This window comes from Streptomyces sp. NPDC048664 (assembly GCF_040650555.1).
Taxonomy (GTDB): Bacteria; Actinomycetota; Actinomycetes; order Streptomycetales; family Streptomycetaceae; genus Streptomyces.
In genome coordinates this window covers 155,194-175,332 of sequence record NZ_JBEZHK010000009.1, presented here as the reverse complement: position 1 = coordinate 175,332, position 20,139 = coordinate 155,194, and the positions used below count along the sequence as shown (strand labels likewise).

14 protein-coding genes, 1 tRNA gene and 2 pseudogenes are annotated in these 20,139 nt (G+C 72.0%); 2 read left to right on the top strand and 15 right to left on the bottom strand.

What is annotated here, in order from left to right; translation table 11 throughout:
* Nucleotides 1-65: 65 nt before the first annotated feature.
* From AB0C59_RS12890 to AB0C59_RS12855, 8 genes are all read right to left on the bottom strand, one after another.
* Nucleotides 66-1,205 carry an LCP family protein gene (locus AB0C59_RS12890; protein ID WP_363003614.1) on the bottom strand — a complete coding sequence of 380 codons (1,140 nt, stop codon included), beginning with the start codon at nucleotides 1,203-1,205 and terminating at the stop codon, nucleotides 66-68.
* Nucleotides 1,206-1,493: 288 nt separating this feature from the next.
* Nucleotides 1,494-3,458, bottom strand: a complete 1,965-nt coding sequence (rho, locus tag AB0C59_RS12885; protein ID WP_363003612.1) for a transcription termination factor Rho — start codon at nucleotides 3,456-3,458, stop codon at nucleotides 1,494-1,496.
* A 411-nt stretch (nucleotides 3,459-3,869) separates the two neighbouring features.
* Nucleotides 3,870-4,787, bottom strand: coding sequence for a homoserine kinase (gene thrB / locus AB0C59_RS12880; protein ID WP_363003610.1), 918 nt, complete (start codon nucleotides 4,785-4,787; stop codon nucleotides 3,870-3,872).
* 444 nt (nucleotides 4,788-5,231) lie between these two features.
* Nucleotides 5,232-6,290, bottom strand: a complete 1,059-nt coding sequence (gene thrC / locus AB0C59_RS12875; RefSeq protein WP_363003608.1) for a threonine synthase — start codon at nucleotides 6,288-6,290, stop codon at nucleotides 5,232-5,234.
* Between the two features lie 6 nt (nucleotides 6,291-6,296).
* The gene (locus AB0C59_RS12870; protein WP_363003606.1) at nucleotides 6,297-7,589 is read right to left on the bottom strand and encodes a homoserine dehydrogenase; all 1,293 of its coding nucleotides are present in this window, start codon (nucleotides 7,587-7,589) and stop codon (nucleotides 6,297-6,299) included.
* Between the two features lie 219 nt (nucleotides 7,590-7,808).
* On the bottom strand, nucleotides 7,809-9,200 hold the full coding sequence (gene lysA, locus AB0C59_RS12865) for a diaminopimelate decarboxylase (protein WP_363003604.1): 1,392 nt from the start codon (nucleotides 9,198-9,200) through the stop codon (nucleotides 7,809-7,811).
* A gap of 23 nt (nucleotides 9,201-9,223) precedes the next feature.
* On the bottom strand, nucleotides 9,224-10,210 hold the full coding sequence (gene nrtL, locus AB0C59_RS12860; protein ID WP_363003602.1) for an ArgS-related anticodon-binding protein NrtL: 987 nt from the start codon (nucleotides 10,208-10,210) through the stop codon (nucleotides 9,224-9,226).
* Between the two features lie 378 nt (nucleotides 10,211-10,588).
* A complete protein-coding gene (locus AB0C59_RS12855; RefSeq protein ID WP_363003600.1) occupies nucleotides 10,589-11,140 on the bottom strand; it encodes a response regulator in 552 nt (183 codons plus the stop codon).
* A gap of 57 nt (nucleotides 11,141-11,197) precedes the next feature.
* On the opposite strand from AB0C59_RS12855, the gene AB0C59_RS12850 reads away from it, so the two are divergent.
* Nucleotides 11,198-11,269, top strand: a tRNA-Arg gene (locus tag AB0C59_RS12850).
* A 174-nt stretch (nucleotides 11,270-11,443) separates the two neighbouring features.
* Here AB0C59_RS12850 and AB0C59_RS12845 read toward each other — a convergent pair.
* From AB0C59_RS12845 to AB0C59_RS12820, 6 genes are all read right to left on the bottom strand, one after another.
* Nucleotides 11,444-11,824 (bottom strand): DUF6083 domain-containing protein, encoded by a 381-nt coding sequence (locus AB0C59_RS12845; protein WP_363003598.1) that lies wholly within the window; start codon nucleotides 11,822-11,824, stop codon nucleotides 11,444-11,446.
* Between the two features lie 246 nt (nucleotides 11,825-12,070).
* On the bottom strand, nucleotides 12,071-13,939 hold the full coding sequence (locus AB0C59_RS12840; RefSeq protein WP_363003596.1) for a serine/threonine-protein kinase: 1,869 nt from the start codon (nucleotides 13,937-13,939) through the stop codon (nucleotides 12,071-12,073).
* A gap of 141 nt (nucleotides 13,940-14,080) precedes the next feature.
* Nucleotides 14,081-14,707 carry a DUF4232 domain-containing protein gene (locus AB0C59_RS12835; protein ID WP_363003594.1) on the bottom strand — a complete coding sequence of 209 codons (627 nt, stop codon included), beginning with the start codon at nucleotides 14,705-14,707 and terminating at the stop codon, nucleotides 14,081-14,083.
* 78 nt (nucleotides 14,708-14,785) lie between these two features.
* Complete coding sequence (locus AB0C59_RS12830; RefSeq protein ID WP_363003592.1) at nucleotides 14,786-15,862, bottom strand: trypsin-like serine protease; 1,077 nt, start codon at nucleotides 15,860-15,862, stop codon at nucleotides 14,786-14,788.
* A 426-nt stretch (nucleotides 15,863-16,288) separates the two neighbouring features.
* Nucleotides 16,289-16,474 (bottom strand): hypothetical protein, encoded by a 186-nt coding sequence (locus AB0C59_RS12825; protein ID WP_363003590.1) that lies wholly within the window; start codon nucleotides 16,472-16,474, stop codon nucleotides 16,289-16,291.
* 195 nt (nucleotides 16,475-16,669) lie between these two features.
* Nucleotides 16,670-17,704: a hypothetical protein gene (locus AB0C59_RS12820; RefSeq protein ID WP_363003589.1), complete on the bottom strand. Its 1,035-nt coding sequence runs from the start codon at nucleotides 17,702-17,704 to the stop codon at nucleotides 16,670-16,672.
* Between the two features lie 634 nt (nucleotides 17,705-18,338).
* Between AB0C59_RS12820 and AB0C59_RS12815 the strand changes: the two are divergent.
* A pseudogene (locus tag AB0C59_RS12815) lies at nucleotides 18,339-18,581 on the top strand (hypothetical protein); the annotation flags it as partial.
* A 428-nt stretch (nucleotides 18,582-19,009) separates the two neighbouring features.
* Here AB0C59_RS12815 and AB0C59_RS12810 read toward each other — a convergent pair.
* Nucleotides 19,010-20,104, bottom strand: a pseudogene (locus tag AB0C59_RS12810) (Ku protein); the annotation flags it as partial.
* Nucleotides 20,105-20,139: the final 35 nt, after the last annotated feature.

Here is a 20,139-nt window from a genome sequence, read left to right as displayed (position 1 = left end):
TCCCCCAAAACGGGGGGCACGGGTGAACTATTCCCGACGCCGTCGCCGGGCCCCCGCCGGCCCGGTCAGGACGTCTCCACCACGCCCTTGGCCTCGCCCGTCGCGGCGCCCTTGACGGCACTCGCCGGGATCGGCCTGTCGTCCTTGAGGGCGTTCCAGACGAGCCGGGACTTCTCCTGCTGGACGATGACGCGGTTGGGGTCGGACGGGTCGTACTCGACCGGCATGGTCACCATGTTCATGTGGGACGGCTTGATGCCCTTGAGGCCGCCCGCGAACGACGCCAGGTCCTTGACGGAGGCCAGGTCGGAGTCGGTGGTGACGGACTTGGTGGCGGTGTCGGCGAGGTCGTACAGCTTGGTGGGGCTGCTCAGCACGCCGACCTGCTCGACCTGGTGGACCAGGGCCTTGATGAAGGCCTGCTGGAGCTGGATCCGGCCGAGGTCGGAGCCGTCGCCCACCCCGTGCCGGGTGCGGACCAGGCCGAGCGCCTGGGTGCCGTCGAGCGTGTGCGCGCCGGACTTCAGGTTCAGATGGCTGTTCGGGTCGTCGATGTCCTTGGTGGTGGTCACCCGGACCCCGCCGAGGTCGTCGATGAGCTGCTTGAACCCGCTGAAGTCGACTTCGAGGTAGTGGTCCATGCGGACGCCGGTCATCGACTCGACGGTCTTCACGGCACAGGCGGCGCCGCCCGTGGAGTAGGCGGAGTTGAACATCACCTGGCTCTGGGCCGGGTGCTGCGCGCCCTTTGCATCCGTGCACTCGGGACGGTCGATGAGGGTGTCGCGCGGGATGGAGACCACACTGGCCCGCTTGTGGCCCTTGTAGAGGTGCACGACCATCGCCGTGTCGGAGCGGGCGCTGCCGTCGTCGGTGCCTCCGCCCAGCTTCTTGTTGCCGCCGCTGCGGCTGTCCGAGCCGAGGACCAGGATGTTCTCGGATCCGTTGTCGGCCTTCGTGGGCCGGTGGGCGCCGAGCGCCTGGTCGATGTCGACGCTGTGGATGTTGCCGTTGAGCTTGAAGTACAGGTAGCCGACACCGGTGCCGCCGAGCACGACGACGCCCGCGGCGGTCCAGGCCGCGACACGGACGGCTCTGCGCCCCTTGCTCGGGGGCTTGCGGCGGCAGCCCTTGGCTCGGCGGCCCGAGCCGCCCGTCGTGGCCTCGTCGGCTATGCCGGCGTCCGGTGTGCTGTCGGCAGGCATGTGCTCCTCAGTTCTCGTCCATCGCTGCGGGTACCCCCCGCGTCCATGGTCACTCCGTCCGTTCAGACGGTGAAACCGGAGCCAGGGTTGCACAATGCAAACCCCGCGGTGCGCAACCAAACCGCCACAAACGGTCACTCCCCGAACCCACCTGCACTTTCCCCCCACCCCGAGCCCCCATGAAGCCCACCCCCTGTGGCCAAGGTCTCGCCCCGGGGCGCGGGGCCGCCGCGGACGCCGAAAGGGCCGCCCCCTACGGGAGCGGCCCTTTCGCGGTGAGAGGGAACCTCAGTCCCCGTTGCCCGGCGTCGGCGTCGTCTTCTGGATCTGCATCAGGAACTCGACGTTCGACTTCGTCTGCTTCATCTTGTCGAGCAGCAGCTCGATGGCCTGCTGCTGGTCCAGCGCGTGCAGCACCCGGCGCAGCTTCCACACGACGGCGAGCTCCTCGTTGCCGAGCAGGATCTCCTCCTTGCGCGTGCCGGACGCGTCGACGTCCACCGCGGGGAAGATCCGCTTGTCGGCGAGCTTGCGGTCGAGCTTGAGCTCCATGTTGCCGGTGCCCTTGAACTCCTCGAAGATCACCTCGTCCATGCGGGACCCGGTGTCCACCAGCGCGGTGGCGAGGATGGTCAGCGAACCGCCGTCCTCGATGTTGCGCGCCGCACCGAAGAAGCGCTTCGGCGGGTACAGCGCCGTCGAGTCGACACCACCGGACAGGATGCGGCCGGAGGCGGGCGCGGCGAGGTTGTAGGCACGGCCCAGACGCGTGATGGAGTCCAGCAGCACGACGACGTCGTGGCCCAGCTCCACCAGTCGCTTGGCCCGCTCGATGGCGAGCTCGGCGACCGTGGTGTGGTCCTCGGCCGGGCGGTCGAAGGTCGAGGAGATGACCTCGCCCTTGACCGACCGCTGCATGTCGGTGACCTCTTCCGGACGCTCGTCGACAAGGACGACCATCAGGTGGCACTCGGGGTTGTTGTGCGTGATCGCGTTGGCGATGGCCTGCATGATCATGGTCTTGCCGGTCTTCGGCGGGGCCACGATCAGACCGCGCTGGCCCTTGCCGATCGGCGACACGAGGTCGATGATGCGGGTCGTCAGCACGCCCGGGTCGGTCTCCAGCCGGAGCCGGTCCTGCGGGTAGAGCGGCGTCAGCTTGTTGAACTCCGGGCGGCCGCGGCCGTGTTCGGGCGCCATGCCGTTGACGGAGTCCAGCCGGACGAGGGCGTTGAACTTCTCGCGGCGCTCGCCCTCCTTCGGCTGGCGGACCGCACCGGTGACGTGGTCGCCCTTGCGCAGGCCGTTCTTGCGGACCTGGGCGAGGGAGACGTACACGTCGTTGGGGCCGGGCAGGTAGCCCGAGGTGCGGATGAACGCGTAGTTGTCGAGGATGTCCAGGATGCCCGCGACCGGGATCAGGACGTCGTCCTCGGCGACCTGCGGCTCGGGGGCGATCTCGTCGCGGCCGCGACGGCCCCGGCGGTCGCGGTAGCGCCCGCGACGGCCCCGGCGGCCACCCTCGAAGTCGTCGTCGTCCTGGCGGTCCTGCCGGTCCTGGCGTCCGCCGCCCTGGCTCTGGCCCTGGCCCTGCTGCTGGCGCTGCTGTCCGCCCTGGCCCTGCTGCTCGTCGCCCTTGCCGCCCCGGCGGTCGCGGTCGCGGCCACGGTCGCGGCGGTCGCGACGGCGGCCCTCGCCGCCCTCGGCGTCACCCTGCGCCTGGTCCTGGCCCTGCGTCGCGGCCTTCGCCTCGCTCTTCGACTCGCCCTTGCTCTCGGCGGTGGCCTCGGGGCTGCCGGCCTCCGCGGTGGCACGGCGGCGACGGCGCTCGGTCGGGCTGTCGTCCCCGGCACCCTGGCCGGGGATCTCGATCTGCTGCTGGGACGCGGGCTGTTCGACCGCCTTGTCGGCCTTGGTCGCGGCCGCGGCATCGTCACCGGTGCGGGCCCGGGAGGTGGCACGGCGCTTGGGCTTGGCCTCGCCGGCCTCGTCCTTGGCCGGTGCGGCGCCGCCCGAGGAGCCGGCCTGCGCCTCCTTGATGACCTCGATCAGCTGGCTCTTGCGCATCCGCGCCGTGCCCCTGATGCCGAGGCCCGAGGCGACCTGCTGCAGCTCTGCCAGCACCATGCCCTCAAGGCCGGTACCACGGCGCCGCCGGGAGCCGGCACCGGTGGCAGGCGCGCCGGCGTCCGTGGCGGGCGCGGCAGCGGTCTCCTCGACACGTGCGCCCATCAGATCGGTGGTGTCGCTCACGAAGGGTCCTTCCCTGGAGCGGACGTCGGCCTGTCTGGCTCGGCGACCGGTTGTGCTGTCCGGCTTACGGTCCCGTTGCGTGTGGACCGAGCCGGGGCGGTGGTCCGCCAAAGCGGCGGAAGAGATATCTGGTGACTGACGATTCCCGGAGCCGTGGCACGTGGTGATGTGTCAGGCGGCTCGGTCACGCCGATTCCGGAGCGTGCTCTGCAACCCGCACAGTGTCCGCGTACGACGTACTGCTCAGGTACGAGATACGAAACACAATGCGGCTTGGGAGGCTCCCGGAAGAATTGGTTGTCCCGGACGGGGACGTGAAGCACCTCGCCATGGCGGGGCCGGGTGCAGACTTGAGATTAACACTACCGGATCCAACAAACATTCCCCCTCTCGAAATCCGGCAACCGTGTGTCAGGGCGCGAGCGGCAGCACGCACGCTCCCTGGGCGTCGAGGTCGAGCCGGTTGGCCGCCCAGCCCTCACCCGCCAGATCGGCCACCTTGTCGGCGCTGTGGTGGTCGGCCAGCGCCAGGACCGTGGGCCCCGCGCCGGAGATCACGGCGGGGATCCCGTCCCCGCGCAGACGCTCCACCAGCGCGGCGCTCTCCGGCATCGCCGGGGCGCGGTACTCCTGGTGGAGGCGGTCCTCGGTGGCCGGCAGCAGCAGTTCCGGGTGCCGGGTCAGCGCCTGCACCAGCAGGGCGGCGCGCCCGGCGTTGACGGCGGCGTCGACGTGCGGCACGGCGCGCGGGAGCAGTCCACGCGCCGTCTCGGTCAGGACCGGCTTCCCGGGCACGAAAACCACCGGAACGATGGAATCGGCGGGGTCCACACGGAGCGCACGGGCGGCGCCCCGCTCCATCCAGGAGAGGGTGAAACCGCCGAGGAGGCAGGCCGCGACGTTGTCCGGATGGCCCTCGATCTCGGTGGCGAGTTCCAGCAGCGCCGCGTCGTCCATCCGGCTCTCGCCGCCTATGGTCACGGCGCGGGCGGCGACGATTCCGGCGCAGATGGCGGCGGAGGAGGAGCCGAGGCCGCGTCCGTGCGGGATGCGGTTGGCGCACACGATCTCCAGGCCGCGCGGCTGGCCGCCCAGCACGTCGAAGGCGGCGCGCAGGGACCGTACGAGAAGGTGGCTCTCGTCGCGCGGGAGTGTCGTGTCGCCCTCCCCCGCGATGTCGATGTGCAGACCGGAGTCGGCCACCCTGACCACGACGTCGTCGTAGAGCCCCAGCGCGAGGCCGAGGGCGTCGAAGCCCGGGCCGAGGTTGGCGCTGGTGGCGGGGACGCGCACCCGGACGGCGGCGGCGCGGAACGCTGGACCGGCCATCGCTCGAAGACTCTCCTTGAGCTGCGTGCTGGTCGAATGACATCCGGGTGGTGTCCGGGCCGTTCGAGCCGGAGGCTGACGGCCGCCGGAGGCCGGAGGGCATTCGATACGTGCAAAGTGACGGGACTGCGGGGGACGGGCTGCGAGGTTCTCGTACTGACCGGGCTGTCCAGGGAACACCCGGGCCGGGGCCGGGCCGCCGGGGCGGCGCGGTACACGGCACACGCTGCCGCGGCATATGCGGCGGGCGGGTTCGGTACAGCCTATCGAAGGAAGGTTCCCTGGCGACATAGGGCGCACAGGAGGCGCACGATGCGTGTCGTAAGCCCCCTGTGCCCCCTTCCGCCAGGCACCTTCGAGGTCGCCCCGGGCGGTGGGCGGGTCGCGCGGGGCCCCGGGCGGGGGTCCGGCCGCGGCCGGCCGGACCCGTTCGGCCGGAGCGCCCTACGCCAGCCCGAGCCGCTCGGCCGCGGTCGGCGCGTCGACCGGGACCGTGACCGGCTGCGGAGCACCCGCGACGGCCCAGTCCGGGTCCTTGAGGCCGTTGCCGGTGACCGTGCAGACGATGGTCTGGCCGGGGTCGACCTCGCCCCGCTCGGCCGCCTTCAGCAGACCGGCCACGGACGCGGCGGACGCCGGCTCCACGAACACGCCCTCCTGCGCGGCCAACAGCCGGTAGGCGCGCAGGATCTCACGGTCCGTCACCTCATCGATGAGGCCGCCCGACTCGTCCCGCGCCGCGAGCGCGTGGCTCCAGGAGGCCGGGTTCCCGATGCGGATGGCGGTGGCGATGGTGGACGGGTCCTTGACGACCTCGCCGCGCACGATCGGCGCCGAGCCCGAGGCCTGGAAGCCCCACATGCGCGGGGTCCGCGCGGCGACACCGTCGGCGGCGTACTCCCGGTAGCCCTTCCAGTAGGCCGTGATGTTGCCCGCGTTGCCGACCGGAAGGACATGGATGTCGGGCGCGTCGCCGAGCATGTCCACGATCTCGAAGGCGGCCGTCTTCTGCCCCTCGATACGCACCGGGTTGACCGAATTGACCAGCGCCACCGGGTAGTTGTCGGACAGTTCGCGGGCCAGGGTGAGGCAGTCGTCGAAGTTGCCGTCGACCTGGAGGATCTTCGCGCCGTGCACGAGGGCCTGGCCCATCTTGCCGAGCGCGATCTTGCCCTGCGGCACCAGCACGGCGGAGACCATGCCGGCGCGCACGGCGTAGGCGGCGGCGCTCGCGGAGGTGTTGCCGGTGGAGGCGCAGATGACCGCCTTCGCGCCGTCCTCCTTGGCCTTGGTGATGGCCATGGTCATGCCGCGGTCCTTGAAGGACCCGGTGGGATTGGCGCCCTCGACCTTGAGGTGCACCTCACAACCGGTGCGCTCGGAGAGCACCCGCGCGGGCACGAGCGGCGTACCGCCCTCACGGAGCGTGACAACCGGCGTGCTGTCGGACACCGGCAGCCTGTCCCGGTACTCCTCGATGATTCCGCGCCACTGGTGGGTCATTGCTGCTTACTCTCCTTCAACCCGCATGATGCTGGCGACACCCCGCACGGTGTCGAGCTTGCGCAGCGCCTCCACGGTCCCGCTGAGGGACGCGTCGGACGCCTGGTGGGTGACGACGACGAGGGAGGCCTCGCCGTCCTTGCCGCGCTGGCGAACCGTGCCGATCGAGACGTCGTGCTCGGCGAAGACGTTCGCGACCTGCGCGAGAACGCCCGGCTTGTCGGCGACGTCGAGGCTGATGTGGTAGCGCGTGACGACATCGCCCATCGGGGACACCGGCAGCGCGGCGTACGCCGACTCGCCGGGCCCGGTGGTCCCGCTGAGCCGGTTGCGGCACACCGCGACCAGGTCACCGAGCACGGCGGAGGCGGTCGGCGTGCCGCCCGCGCCCGGGCCGTAGAACATGAGCTGCCCGGCGGCCTCGGACTCCACGAAGACCGCGTTGTACGCGCCGCGCACGGAGGCCAGCGGGTGGGACAGCGGAATCATGGCCGGATGCACGCGCGCGGTGACCGAGCCCCCGTCGGCCGCGCGCTCGCAGATGGCGAGCAGCTTGATGGTGCAGCCCATCTCCTTGGCCGAGGCGAAATCCGCGGCCGTGACCTCGGTCATGCCCTCGCGGTAGACGTCGTCGAGCCGCACCCGCGTGTGGAAGGCGATCCCGGCGAGGATGGCGGCCTTCGCCGCCGCGTCGAACCCCTCCACGTCGGCGGTCGGGTCGGCCTCCGCGTAACCGAGGGCGGTGGCCTCGTCCAGGGCCTCCTGGTACCCGGCGCCGGTGGAGTCCATCTTGTCGAGGATGAAGTTCGTCGTGCCGTTGACGATGCCGAGGACGCGGTTGACCTTGTCACCGGCCAGCGACTCGCGCAGCGGGCGGATCAGCGGGATGGCGCCGGCGACGGCGGCCTCGTAGTAGAGGTCCCGGCCGTGCTCCTCGGCCACGGCGTGCAGCGCGGCCCCGTCCTGGGCGAGCAGCGCCTTGTTGGCGGAGACGACGGACGCGCCGTGCTCGAAGGCGGTGGTGATGAGGGTCCGGGCCGGCTCGATGCCGCCGATCACCTCCACCACGACGTCGATGTCCCCGCGTTTGACCAGCGCGGTGGCGTCGGTGGTGACGAGCGAGGCGGGAACGCTCTCGCGCGCCTTGTCGGGGCGGCGCACCGCCACGCCCGCGAGCTCCACGGGCGCCCCGATCCGCGCCGTGAGGTCGTCGGCGTGCGTCGTCATGATGCGCGCCACCTCTGAGCCGACAACCCCACAGCCCAGCAGCGCCACCCTCAGCGGACGCGTACGCATCATCCGACCTCGTCTCCTCATACGGTCTACGGTGAGAACAGTCTCACTCACCGGACGGGACTTTCCGGTCATCGTCCGGATCCTGAGATGTCTATTTCATTTCTGAGCGCCCGACGACGGAAGATCTTCCGCCGGGCCCTCGTGCCGGTCGTCCGACCGGCTGTCTGAACCGGTTGTCCGGACCGGTTGTCCGAACGTGTCGTCCGGCGCCGGGGACCGGCGTCACCCGACGTCGAGCCGGAGAAGGTCCTCCTCGGTCTCCCGACGGACGATCAACCGGGCCTCGCCCTCCCCGACCGCCACCACCGGCGGACGCGGGACGTGGTTGTAGTTGCTGGCCATCGACCGGCAGTAGGCGCCGGTCGCGGGCACCGCGATGAGGTCACCGGGCGCCAGGTCGGCGGGCAGGAAGGCGTCGCGTACGACGATGTCACCGCTCTCGCAGTGCTTGCCGACGACACGCGCCGGCATCGGCCCGGCGTCGGAGGTGCGCGAGACCAGGGCGACGCTGTACTCGGCGTCGTACAGCGCGGTGCGGATGTTGTCGGACATCCCGCCGTCCACGGAGACGTACGTCCGCAGCCCGTCGAGCGGCTTGACCGTGCCGACCTCGTAGAGCGTGAAGGCGGTCGGCCCGACGATGGCGCGCCCCGGCTCGACGGAGATGCGGGGCGTGCTCAGGCGCGCGGCCTCGCACTCGCGGGAGACGATCTCGGTGAGCGCCTTGGCGATCTCGTGCGGCTCGCGCGGGTCGTCGTCGCTCGTGTACGCGATCCCGAGCCCGCCCCCGAGGTCGATCTCGGGCAGCTCGACACCGTGCTCGTCACGGATGTCCCGCAGCAGCCGCACCACGCGGTGGGCGGCGACCTCGAAGCCCGACATGTCGAAGATCTGGGAGCCGATGTGGCTGTGGATGCCGACGACCTCGAGCCCGTCGAGCTTGAGGGCGCGGCGCACGGCCTCGGCGGCCTGGCCGCCGGCGAGCGGGACCCCGAACTTCTGGTCCTCGTGGGCGGTGGCGATGAACTCGTGGGTGTGCGCCTCGACGCCGACCGTGACCCGGATCAGCACCCGCTGGCGCGTGCCGAGCGACTGGGCGATGTGGGCCACGCGCACGATCTCCTGGAAGGAGTCGAGCACGATCCGTCCCACGCCGCTCTCGATCGCCCGGCGGATCTCGTCGGTGGACTTGTTGTTGCCGTGGAAGGCGATACGGTCCGCGGGCATGCCCGCCGACAGGGCGGTGGCGAGCTCGCCCCCGGAGCACACGTCCAGGTTGAGCCCCTCCTCGTGCAGCCAGCGCACGACGGCACGGGACAGGAACGCCTTGCCCGCGTAGAAGACGTCGGCGCCGGTCCCGAACGCGGTGCGCCAAGCCCGTGCGCGGGCACGGAAGTCGGCCTCGTCCATGACGTAGGCGGGGGTGCCGACCTGCTCGGCGAGCGTGTTCACGTCCACGCCGCCGACGGTCACCACACCCTGGTCGTCCCGGTCGACGGTCTGGGCCCACACCTTGGGGTCGAGGGCGTTCAGATCGGCGGGCGGGGCGGAGTAGTGGCCCTCGGGCAGGACATCGGCGTGGCGGGGCCCGGCGGGGTGTGCGGAACGGCTCATGGCGGTGGCTTTCTCCGGAGGTCTCAGAGGTAGTCGGGTGCGCTGATGCCGAGCAGGGACAGGCCGCCGGCCAGCACCGTCCCGGCGGCTTCGGCGAGCGCGAGCCGGGCGCGGTGGGCGGCCGAGGGTTTCTCGTCGCCGAGCGGGAGCACGGTGTGCTGGAAGGCCAGCAGGGCGTCGGCGACACGGACGAGCTGCCGGGCGAGCCGGTCCGGTGCTCGATGGTCGGCCGCCTGGGCGAGGGCGTGCGGGTACTCGGCGAGCGCGCGCACCAGGGCGGCGCTCTCGGGCACCTCGCAGTCCCCGGGAACGGGCCCGAACCCGAGCCGGACGGCGTTGCGCCCGAGCGCGCGGGAGCGGGCATGGGCGTACCGCACCCGGAAGAGCGGATTGCTCTCGCCCTGCACCAGATGGTCGGCGGTGATCCGGGGCCGGTCGTGCGGGGCGGGATGCAGCAGAGCCCAGCGGGCGGCGTCGGCGCCGAGCGGAGCCGGGTCCTCGGGAGCCGGCACCGGCCGCAGGCCGGCCGACTCGCCCGGACGCACATGCTCGACCTCGGCGCGGCCCCCCTGGGTGGCGATGATCCGCACGAGGGCGTCGGCGACGACCTCGGCCCGGACGTCGAAGGGGATGCGCAGCGCGACGGCACCGCGGGCCGGGCGGGCGACGCACCCGTACGCCTCGGGACCGTCGAGGATCTCCGCCACCAGGGCCGCGGTGGCCGTGGCGGGCTCGAGATGGATGTTGAGGAACCCGGGCCCGGTGATCTCGACGTCGCAGACCCCGTCGACGTCCCGGATACGGGGACGCAGGATCTCGGCGACGTCCAGGGGCGGCCTGCCGGCGGGGCGCGCCAACTGGAGGGCGATGTTCGTGGCGTAGTCCCCCCGGCCCCCGGGACCGGGCGGCGCGACCACGGCACGTGCGGGCACGGACACGCTCAGCTCCCCGTCGTCGACGGCACACCGCACGGCGTACAGCACGGTGCGGGAGAGCTCGACGGGGGTCACGGGACCAGGGTAGGGAGGAGAAGGGCGCTCAGGCGAACCGGTGGGGTCGCGGGTCCGGGATGTGGACGCGGACTGGTGGGGCTGATGCTGCGGGTTGTGGACGGCGGGCCGGTCGGGCCGCGGGTCCGGGACGTGCGGGATGTGGACGCGGACCGCTGGGACCGCTGCCGCGGAATATGGACGGCGGGCCAGTGAGGCCGCGACTCCGGGATGCGGGTGGCGGAGCGGTGGTGCCGCGGGTCCGGGGTGTGCGCGATACGGACGGCGGACCGGCGGGGCCGCCGCCGCGGGATGTGAGGCATATGGACGGCGGATCGATGGGTCCGCGACTACGGGGCATGGGCACGACACTCCGGGGATGGGCGCGATCCGACCCGCTCAGCCCCCGGGGCGCCCAGCGCGATCACCGGCGCGATCAGTGGACCCCGCACACCCGGCACGCCCCGCCCCGTCGCCCGCCGCCCCGGGGCCCAGCAGACCCTGCCCGCCGATCAACTCCCGGACAAGGCGCACGAGTTCCGCCGGATCGAACGGCTTGGCGAGAAACGCGTCGACACCCACGTCGAGCCCGCTCTCCACCTCCCCGCGCGAACAGGCGCTGACGATGGCGAGGGGAAGGCTCCGGGTACGGGGGTCGGCGCGCAGCAGCGCGGCGGTGCGCAGCCCGTCGAGACGCGGCATGACGACGTCGAGGGTGACCACGTCGGGCCGCACCTGGTGCACGACGTCCAGGCACTCGGCACCGTCGGCCGCGGTCACGACCTCGAGCCCCTCCAGCTCAAGGTTGACCCTGATCAGCTGCCGGATGACCTTGCTGTCGTCCACAACAAGCACCCGACCCGACGCGCCTGACACAACTCGAGAGTAGGTCCGCCCGGCCCACCGCGTCCGGCGTTTGGGCACTTCCCCCTCGCAGAGAAACCTGTTCATGTCGACCCCGAAAGAGCTGGTAGGGTTCTACCCGTCGCCGCAACAAGCGCCCGACACGCCCCCGTAGCTCAGGGGATAGAGCAACGGCCTCCGGAGCCGTGTGCGCAGGTTCGAATCCTGCCGGGGGCACCCAGCATGAGGTGCCCATGGACCCCGTCACCAGCGGAAGCGCTGGGGCCGGGGTCTTCGCGTTTGTGTGGGCGTGTGCTGCGCCGAGGATGCCCAGGACGGGGTCGGTGGACCGTTCGCGGTCAGGATCTTGAGGCGCTCACACTGATCGACGCTGGCTCTTCCGAGTGCCTGTCAGCCGGCGTCCGGCCATTGCTCAGGGGGTGGAGGCGGCTCCGGCTCGTCCCGTTCCACCTGCCGCGCGTTCTCGCCTCGCAGAGCCGTCAGCCACGGCCAGAGGTCCGGCAGTGACTGGGCCGGACAGGCCAGGCGGTGCTCGATACGGCATCGCTGGAACTGATCCGGCGGACAGACACCGTAGACGGTCACCCGCCCGTCGGAGAGCTCGATCCACCGGTGCTCCGCCGGCACCATGTGGGCCGGCGGAGCCATGTCCGGCTCCAGCAGCACCCAGTCGTACTCAAGCGTCGCCACGCGATCCTGCGGTAAACCGCAGCACGGGCAGCGGGACTTTCCGCCGCCCAGCCGACGTGGTGTCTTCTCCGAAACCCCCATAGACCGAGGGTCGGCACCTCGGCGGCCTGTGCGTAGGACGCGAACCAGACGGGACACGTGGGGCAGTCGTGCACTGGTGAAAGAGGGCACGACCCGGCAGGTGCAACGGGCAACGACCGGCCGAGGAGACCCGGCTGAGAGTGTGCCCTCGGCCTGCCCGTGGCTCACGCGTCCTTGCGTATGTACGGACCTATCGCTGCGGTCCGTCGCTCACTCGCAGCCTGGGTGAGGTCGGCGCCGTGTGCGTCAGCGGGGGCCGAAGGGCCAGGGGCGGGTGCCCTGGGTGCGCCGCTGCTCGCGCAGTGACTGGCGGAAGCGGGACCGGGCTTCCGTCACCTGGCGCGTCAGCGTGGCGGCGCTCCCGAAGGTCAGATGGAGTCTGTCCCACAGCGGCTTGATCATGGTCATGGCCAGCTCGGGGTCGCCGGCCTCGCCGATGCTCCGGGCCACCCGGTAGGCCAGCTCGGCGTCCCCCTCGTAGGCCAGACCCTGCAGGTCGGGGTAGAGCTGCCGGTAGATCCGGGCGGCGGTGGTGAACTCACCGGTCAGCCAGGAGTCGTGGATCAGCCTGCCGCGTACGTCGGCGAGCACGGGGCTGTCGGGCGGCAGGCCCTGTTCCAGGTCCGGCAGGAGCGGGGCGAGCAGGGCGGCCTGCCGAGCCGCCTGCTCGGGGGTGCGCTGGTCCCGCGGTTCGTCCCGGGCGCCGGAGCCGCGGTACAGCGCTGCGGCCAGGTGGTAGCGGGCGGTCAGGGTGACCGTGGCGAGGGGCCCCAGGACCCGCGTGGCCTGTTCGATGATCTCGCGCAGTTCCTCCTCGTGCCGGCGGCCGTCGCCCGGACCGGCGGCCGCCTCCCCCACGTACACGGCTCGCGCGGTGATGGTGTCGGGATGCTCCACGCCGAGGACCCGCATCATGCGCGGCAGGACGCGCTCCAGCTCCGCTCGGGACAGGTGACGCACGGCCAGGGCCCTGTGGTAGACGGCCCGCATGGTCAGCGCGTCGTCGGCGCCGAGTTCCTCGGTGAGGGAGCCGATGAGGGCGCCCAGCCGCTCCGCCAGATCGGCGGGGCGGTCCTCCAGCAGTTCGGTGAGGCGGCGGCGCAGCATGAGGCGGACGGGGTCCTCGGCCTCGACGACGTGGGTGAGCGGGGCGGTGGGTGCCATGCGGTACCCGGCCGCGCCGGCGTCCCGCTCGGTCGGGGTGCGGTTCCCCGGCTCAGGCAGGTGGCTGTTCGCGACGTGCGGGGCCGGCCCGGCGGGCCGTCGGTCCTGGTCCTCGCCCGTGCCCCTGGCGATCTCCACGAGCCGCCGTGCGACCTCGGCCGCGTGCGCGGGCCGCTGCCGGGGGTCCTTGGCGAGCAGGTCGAGGACGAGGCGGTCGAGCGCTGCGGGCAGTCCGGCGCGGAGCCCGGACGGTGGGGCCGGGGCGACCTGGAGATGCTGGGCGAGCAGCTCGTACACCTCGCCACCGTTGAACGGCGGCCTCCCGGTGAGCAGTTCGGTGATCACACAGCCCAGGGCGTACAGGTCGGCGCGCCCGTCGACGGGCGCGCCGTCCGCGCCTCCGGTCCAGCGCTCCGGCGCCATGTACGGGAAGGAACCGATGATCATGCCGGTGGCCGTCAGCTCCGTCATCGGCGTGCCCTGGCTCTTGGCGATACCGAAGTCCAGCACCTTCACCACGCGGGTCTCGGTGATCATCACGTTGGCCGGTTTGATGTCCCGGTGCACCACGCCCGCGTCGTGCGCGGCTCCGAGGGCCGCGGCGATCTGCGCGGACCAGTCCAGTACGTCGGACAGGGGTGGCAGGCCGCGCGCGACGACGGCGGCCAGGCTGTCGCCCTGCAGCAGTTCCATGACGAGGAAGACCATGTCGCGTCCGGCACGGGTGCCGCGACCGAAGTCGTGGACGGTGGCGATGTTCGGATGCCCGAGGTTCCCCGCGAGGTTCGCCTCCCGTTCGAAGCGCCGCGCGTCCTGGACGGTCTCCGGGTATCCGACCTTCACGGCCACCCAGCGGCCCACGCGGTCGTCCCAGGCCCGCCACACCTCGCCGAATCCACCCCGGCCGAGCAACTCGTCCAGCGCGTATCGGCCTTCGATCAGTTCCCGCACCCCTACCGTCCCCGTCGGCGGATCGGCGCGGTCCGCTCGCGCCGCGTCGCCATTATGCCGGACACACGGTTTGACGGGCCTTCACCTGTGGCGGGCTCCGGATACCCGCGCGCCTCCCGCGCCGACGTTGGTTGAGGTGCCTCAAGCCGTGCGCGGCGTGGACATCGTGATGGTGTCGCCGCAGGCGGTGAGGTGGGTTCGGTGGTGGGTGGGGGTCGTGACCGGGACGTCCGTGCGGTCGGTGTCAGGGGCGTGGGGGGCGGCGACCAGGGCGGTGGGTTCGGTCACGCAGTAGTCGGCCGCGCCGTGTGTGCCGCTCGGGGTGTACCGGAGGTCGACCGTCGCCTTCGCTCCCTTGTCCAGGGTGAGGGGCCGGGGGTGGCCGGGGCCGGTGGCCTCCAGGCTGTCCGCCTTGCCGTTGTGGATCTGGACGTCCGGGTAGCCGGCGAACACGCACGGGCCCGGGCCCTTGTTGGCAGCCGTCAGGCGTGCGGTGTGCGGGCCGCTGCCGCTCTTCGCGGGGAGCAGGACCAGGGTCCATACCAGGGAGTGGGTGCGGCAGTCGGTGGGCTTCGAGGTCGCGGGCTTCGAGGTCGCGGGCTTCGAGGTCGCGGGCTTCGAGGTCGCGGGCTTCGGCGTCCCGGGCTTTGAGGCTGCGGGCTTCGGCGTCGCGGGCTTCGCCGTGGTGGTGTGGCCGCAGGCCGTGGCGGCCAGGCCGATCGTCAGTACGGCCATGCCGGCGGCAAGGCGGGTCGTCGTCGCTCGCACAGGTCCCCCTGGAGGTCGGTGGCTCGGCCGTGGTGGCCGGCCACTCCTTTCGATACGTCCTCCCGCGCCCGAGGTTGCTCAGGTGCGGGGGTGGACCAGCCTGGTCCCGCTGCCCAGGCGCCGGCCGGTGGTGTCCGCGTACAGCGTGGTCCCGCCGTCGGACCACCGGACGACCAGGTCGTCACCGGTCCTGCCGGAGGCGCAGTCACCGGAGGCCGGCAGGTTCGCGTGCTGCAAGGTTCCCGCTCCTCCCGGCAGCTTCGCCTGGACGCCCTGGTAGGGCGGCAGGTTGGTGGGAAGCGGGCGGTTGGCCACGGCGACGGCGAGCAGGTTGGCCGCGTCGGCTCCGAACGCGGGGGCGTAGCTGATGTAGTCGACGTCGGCGTCGTTGCCGCCGCCGTTGTAGCCGCCCAGGTTGCCGATGACGTGGCCGGTGCCGGCGCCGTCCTTGTAGTCGGTGATCCACGGACTGCCGGACACACCGCCGTAGTAGCCGCCGCAGGTCATCGACATCTGGCGGAATCCGGGGAGTTGACTCGTCGGCACGGTGCACTTGACGGCCTTGCCGGCGGGGTTGTGGCTCTTGCCCGGGTAGCCCACGACGGTGATGTTCTTGTTGGTGTAGCCGGTCGGCCGGGTGAAGGTCAGGCCGCCACCCACGGCGTCCTGGAGCTTTTGACCGCGCTGGTTCGCCGAGACGCGCGCGAACGCCGTGTCCAGGTCGGACACCGCCTTCTTGGTCGTACGACCGGGCTTGTCGGGCTGGTAGCGGGGGTCGATGAGGACGCGCTGGATGGGGAAGATGCCGTACGGCTGCTGGGCGGGTCCCGCGCCCTTCTTGAACTGCGGTACGAACACGTAGGTGTTGCCGTATCCCAGCGCGCAGTGCGCCGCGGTGAGGACCACGTTCCTGGCCGCGGTGTCGAGCACGCTGCCGGTGCACGACCAGTTCGTACCCGTCGTGGTGCTGGATCCGAAGAACGTGCCGACGAGGCGGGTGCCGCCGAACAGGGTGCCCTTGGGTACGGCCTTCGCCTTCGCCGCCACTGTCGCCGGCGCGGGCGCGGGCGCCGCGACTGTCGCCGTCGCCGCCAGCTTCTGCTTGCGGGCGGGCGGCGCCGATCGCAGGGCGTCCAGCGGCTGGGCGTCGGCCATGCGCTCCGCGGTCCAGTACGCGGCGGCCCGCCGAGCGTCCAGCGCCGTCGTGGTCGACCATGCCGTCGGTACCCGGGAAGTCGACGCGGACGCCGGTGCGGTGCTGGTCGAGGAGGGGCGGGCCGACGGGGGCTGGGCCGGCGGGCGTGACCCCGGTGAGGGTGACGCCGCCCAACCGGTCGGCGCCGCCGCGCCGAGGGTGGCCGCGCACAGGAGGGTTACGGCGGCCAGGTGTCTTCGCATCGCGGAAAATCGCTCTCTGTTCGTTCTCGGGTACTGCTCGTTCCCGGCTTCCGCCGGATTCCGCGTGCGCGGTCGATCGGGTGTGCCGCAGGGACGCCGCACCCGGATCCTGTGGCATCGGGACGGATTCGGAGCGCGTTCACCGGTGCCGACACGGCGGCCGCGCCGCGCCGGGGGCAGCCGTCAGCGGCGCAGTCTGCCCCGCGCCCACGGGAGCCCGATCAGCGCGCCCACGACCGCCAGGTACGCGGTGACCTCGCCGTCGTCGAGGAGCATTCCGGGGAGGGAGGCGACCGCCACGATCAGCAGCCATCCGCATCCGGCCGCACCGAGATCCACCGCGTCGGGGCGGCGCCGGTCACTGTCCACCCGCTCCCCCTTCACCGGTTCGCGCCTGCCCGACGCCTCTCGTACGGTCGGTCGTCGCCGTCGCCGTCGCCATCACCGTTGCCGTCAATGTCGGCGTCGGCGTCGCCGTCGACGGCCATCGGGCGTGGTCTCGCCACCGCCCCGCACTGTACGCCGGTGTCGGCCGGGTTCGTTGCGGGGCGGGGCGGCGCGTTGTCACGCGCAGTGGATCGTGGCCGTCTCGGACCAGACGTTGTGGTCGCCCCAGTAGCCGTGGCTGTTGCGCAGTGTCGCGTTGCCGATGTCGGCGCGGTAGATCCAGCCGCTGGTGGTGAGCCGGGAGCACGTGTAGCGCAGCAGGACCGGGAAGGCCTGGCCCTGCTCGTTGGTGTACCCGCGGACGTCCTTCGTCTTCCAGATGCCGAGCCCCTGGTACTGGCGCAGCGAGGCGGCGAAGTTCCCCTTGCCCTTCTGGTCGCACATCATGGCGGCGTCGGCCTGGATCTTCAGCGGGCCGCCGTGCAGGTAGGGCTTCCTGCTGTGCGTCAGCTGGCAGTGGGGCTTGGCCGCCGCCGCGCCCGGGGCCGTGGGAGTCGTGGGAGCCGTGGGCTGTGCCGCGGGGTCACCCTCCGCGTCGACCTTGGTGGCCCAACGCACCAGGTCCTCGGTGGTGTAGGCGCCCTTGGCCGAGGTGGTGGGCGCCTCCCACAGGGTCAGTCGGCCGTCCTTGGACAGGGTGCTGACCCGGGTGCCCTCGCCGCCCGCGGCGGTGAACAGCGTGGTGCCGCCGGGCAGCGTGGTCGTGGCCGTCACGTCGCCCTCGGTCGACAGGACCGCCGACGGCACGTCCTGGTGGACCGTCAGGCGGGTGACGCTGAGCGGGTGCGTGCCGTTCTCGTCACCGAGGTTGAAGGTGAGCGCCTGACCGACCGTCTCGTAGGTGGACGCGGCCGGCGCCTGGAAGACGTCCAGCCCGGTGGTCCTGGTCAGTTGCTCGCCGAGGCCCTGCGCGAGGGCGCTCCGGGCCGGGGAGGCCTCCCCGACGGGCGCCATGGACTGCGGGTCCTTGCCGCCTTCCGCGGTGTACTCGGCGGTGCTGACGATCCGCGGCGCGGTGGTCGTCGCCGTGCGCGCGCCCTGCGTGCCGTCGGCCGCGAAGGCGCCGGCGGCGGTCGTACCGGCCAGAAGTGCGGCGCCGAGCAGCGGTACGACGCCCGTCCGCAGGGCGCGGCGAGCGGTGGTCTTCTTCATGATGTGGTCCCCCTCGTCGAATCCGGCCGCCCGTCGTCCGACGCTGGTCAGGCGTCGGCGTGCGGCCGATCAAGGGGCAATTTATACGATCATGATCTACCGATCTATGTGATTGTTCGCACCGCAGTCCGAAGCGGCACCTGCTGCCCGGCCTGCGCATCGGGGGGGCGGCGCGCCCGCCCGTCGATCCGCGCAACACCGGTCGACATCCCACGGGCGGCGACCTGTAAGCCGACGGGATGCCGGGGCCACCGACCGCACGCCCCGGAAGTTGGACCCCACGCGGCCCGCCGTCCCGGATACGGCGGGCCGGCGTCCAGCAAGACGCCTCGCGGGGTAAACGGAACCTACGCCTCCGTCGTCCGGAACGGAAGGCCCTCCTGGCCTTGACTTACTCGCCGGAAACACTTCGACCTGGTCGGCGCCCCGAGGGGGAACGAACCTGCCCGCTTCCGACGGCACGCGCGACCGTCCGTGACCGAGTCGCGCAACCGTGGGCTCATTCCCGGCGCAACCAGCCACGATAAAAGGAGGGTTGGCACCTGGCCGGTCCCGGGTCCCGGCCGCGCACCGCGGCACACCGGCCGCAGAAGGCAGCGGACGAGCCATGCGCCACTCCTCCGACACTCCCTTCGCCACGGCCCTGCCCCTCTTTCACGGGGTCATCCCGCCGACGATCGGCGGCGGGGAGGGCGACCAGGACGTGGCCATCGGACTCGACGTGGTCCGGGGCCGGCCCCGCTCCCTGCCCGAACGAGGCGATCTGGCCCTGAGCAACTCCTTCGGCTTCGGCGGGCACAACGCGGTACTGGCCCTCCGCCGCCACGGCCGTCGCAGCCCCGGGAGCCGCTCGACCCGTGTGACTGTCAAGCCCTGAGGACTGTCCTCAGGCGGCCGTGGCCGGCGCCGCGCGCCGCATCTGCCGGGGGCTCACGGGACAGCACTTGGCAGCGCGGGGCGCGGGCCTCACGCCGACTGCTTGCGTGCCGCCGTCTTCTTCCTCGCCTCGGCTGCGGTCTTCTCGGCCGGGGCCTTCTTGGCCGTCTCCTTCGACACGGCGGCCTTGTCGGCTGCCGCCTTGCCGTTGGTCGTGACCTTGCCGGTCGTCGCCTTGCCGGCCGTCTGCTTGCCCGCCGCCGACTTGCCGGCCTTCACCTTGTCGGTCGCCGCCCTTCCTGCCGCCACCTTGTCGGCTTTCGCCTTGCCAGTTGTCGCCTTGTCGGCCGTCTGACGGCCGCCCGTCACCTTTCCGCCCGTCGCCTTGCCGACCGCCGCCTCACCTGCCGTCGCTTTGTCGACCTTCGCCTTGTCGGCCGTAGCCCTCTTGGCGGCCACCGACTTCGTGGCCGCGGACGTCTTGGTGGCCCCGGCCCTCTCGGCAGCCGCGGACCCCGAGCCCCCCGCCCCCTTGGTCGTCACCCCCTTCGCCGTCGTCGTCTTCGTCGTCGTCTTCTTCGCATCCGTCTTCGTCGCCGATCCCGAAGCCGGCCCCTCGCTCCGGGGCGTCGCCGACGTCGACTTCTTGCCGCCGACCTGCTTCGGTGACCGCCCCGCGTGCCCGCGGCCCGACGTGCGGTCCGGCAGATGTCTGATCTCCGCCGCCCCACCGCCCCCCGCCTCGCCCCGGCCCCGCGACGCCTTCGCCGCGCTCACGCTCTTCTCCAGTGCCGCCATCAGATCCAGGACCCTGCCGCCCTCGGGCTCCGGAGCCGACGGGAGTTGCCTGCCCTCCGCCTTCGCGGTGATCAGTTCCTCCAGCGCCTGCCGGTACTCGTCACGCAACTCGTCCACGTCCACCTCCCCCAGCGTGTCCATCAACGCGTCCGCGAGGTCAAGCTCCTTGTCGCGCACGGTGACGCCCGCGTCCGGCACCACCCCCTCCGGCGCGAGGATCTCGTCCGGCCACAGCAGGGCGTGCATGCCGATCACCTCGCCCACCGCCCGCAGCATCCCGAGCCGCTCGCGCCCCCGCAGGGCGTACTTCGCCACGGCGACCTTGCCGCTGCGCCTGAGGGCCTCCCGCAGCAGGGCGTACGGCTTGGCGGCCACGGCGCCGTTCGCGCTGAGGTAGTACGCCGTGTCCACCTGGAGCGGGTCGATCCGGTCCTCGGGCAGGAACGCCAGGATCTCGATCGTCCTGGCGGTCGGCAGCGGGAGCCGCGCCAGGTCCTCGTCCGTGACCGGGATGATCGTGCCGTCGGCGTCCTCGTACCCCTTGCCGATCTCGGACGGGGCGACCTCACGGTCCTCCAGCTCGCAGAACTTGCGGTAGCGGATGCGGCCGGAGTCCTCCAGATGGATCTGGCGGAACGAGATCGAGTGGTTCTCGGTGGCGTTCATCAGCTTCACCGGGATGCTGACGAGACCGAACGCGATGGCGCCGTTCCAGATGGATCGCACGTGCCGCCCCTTATCCATGGATATCAGGCGATTTC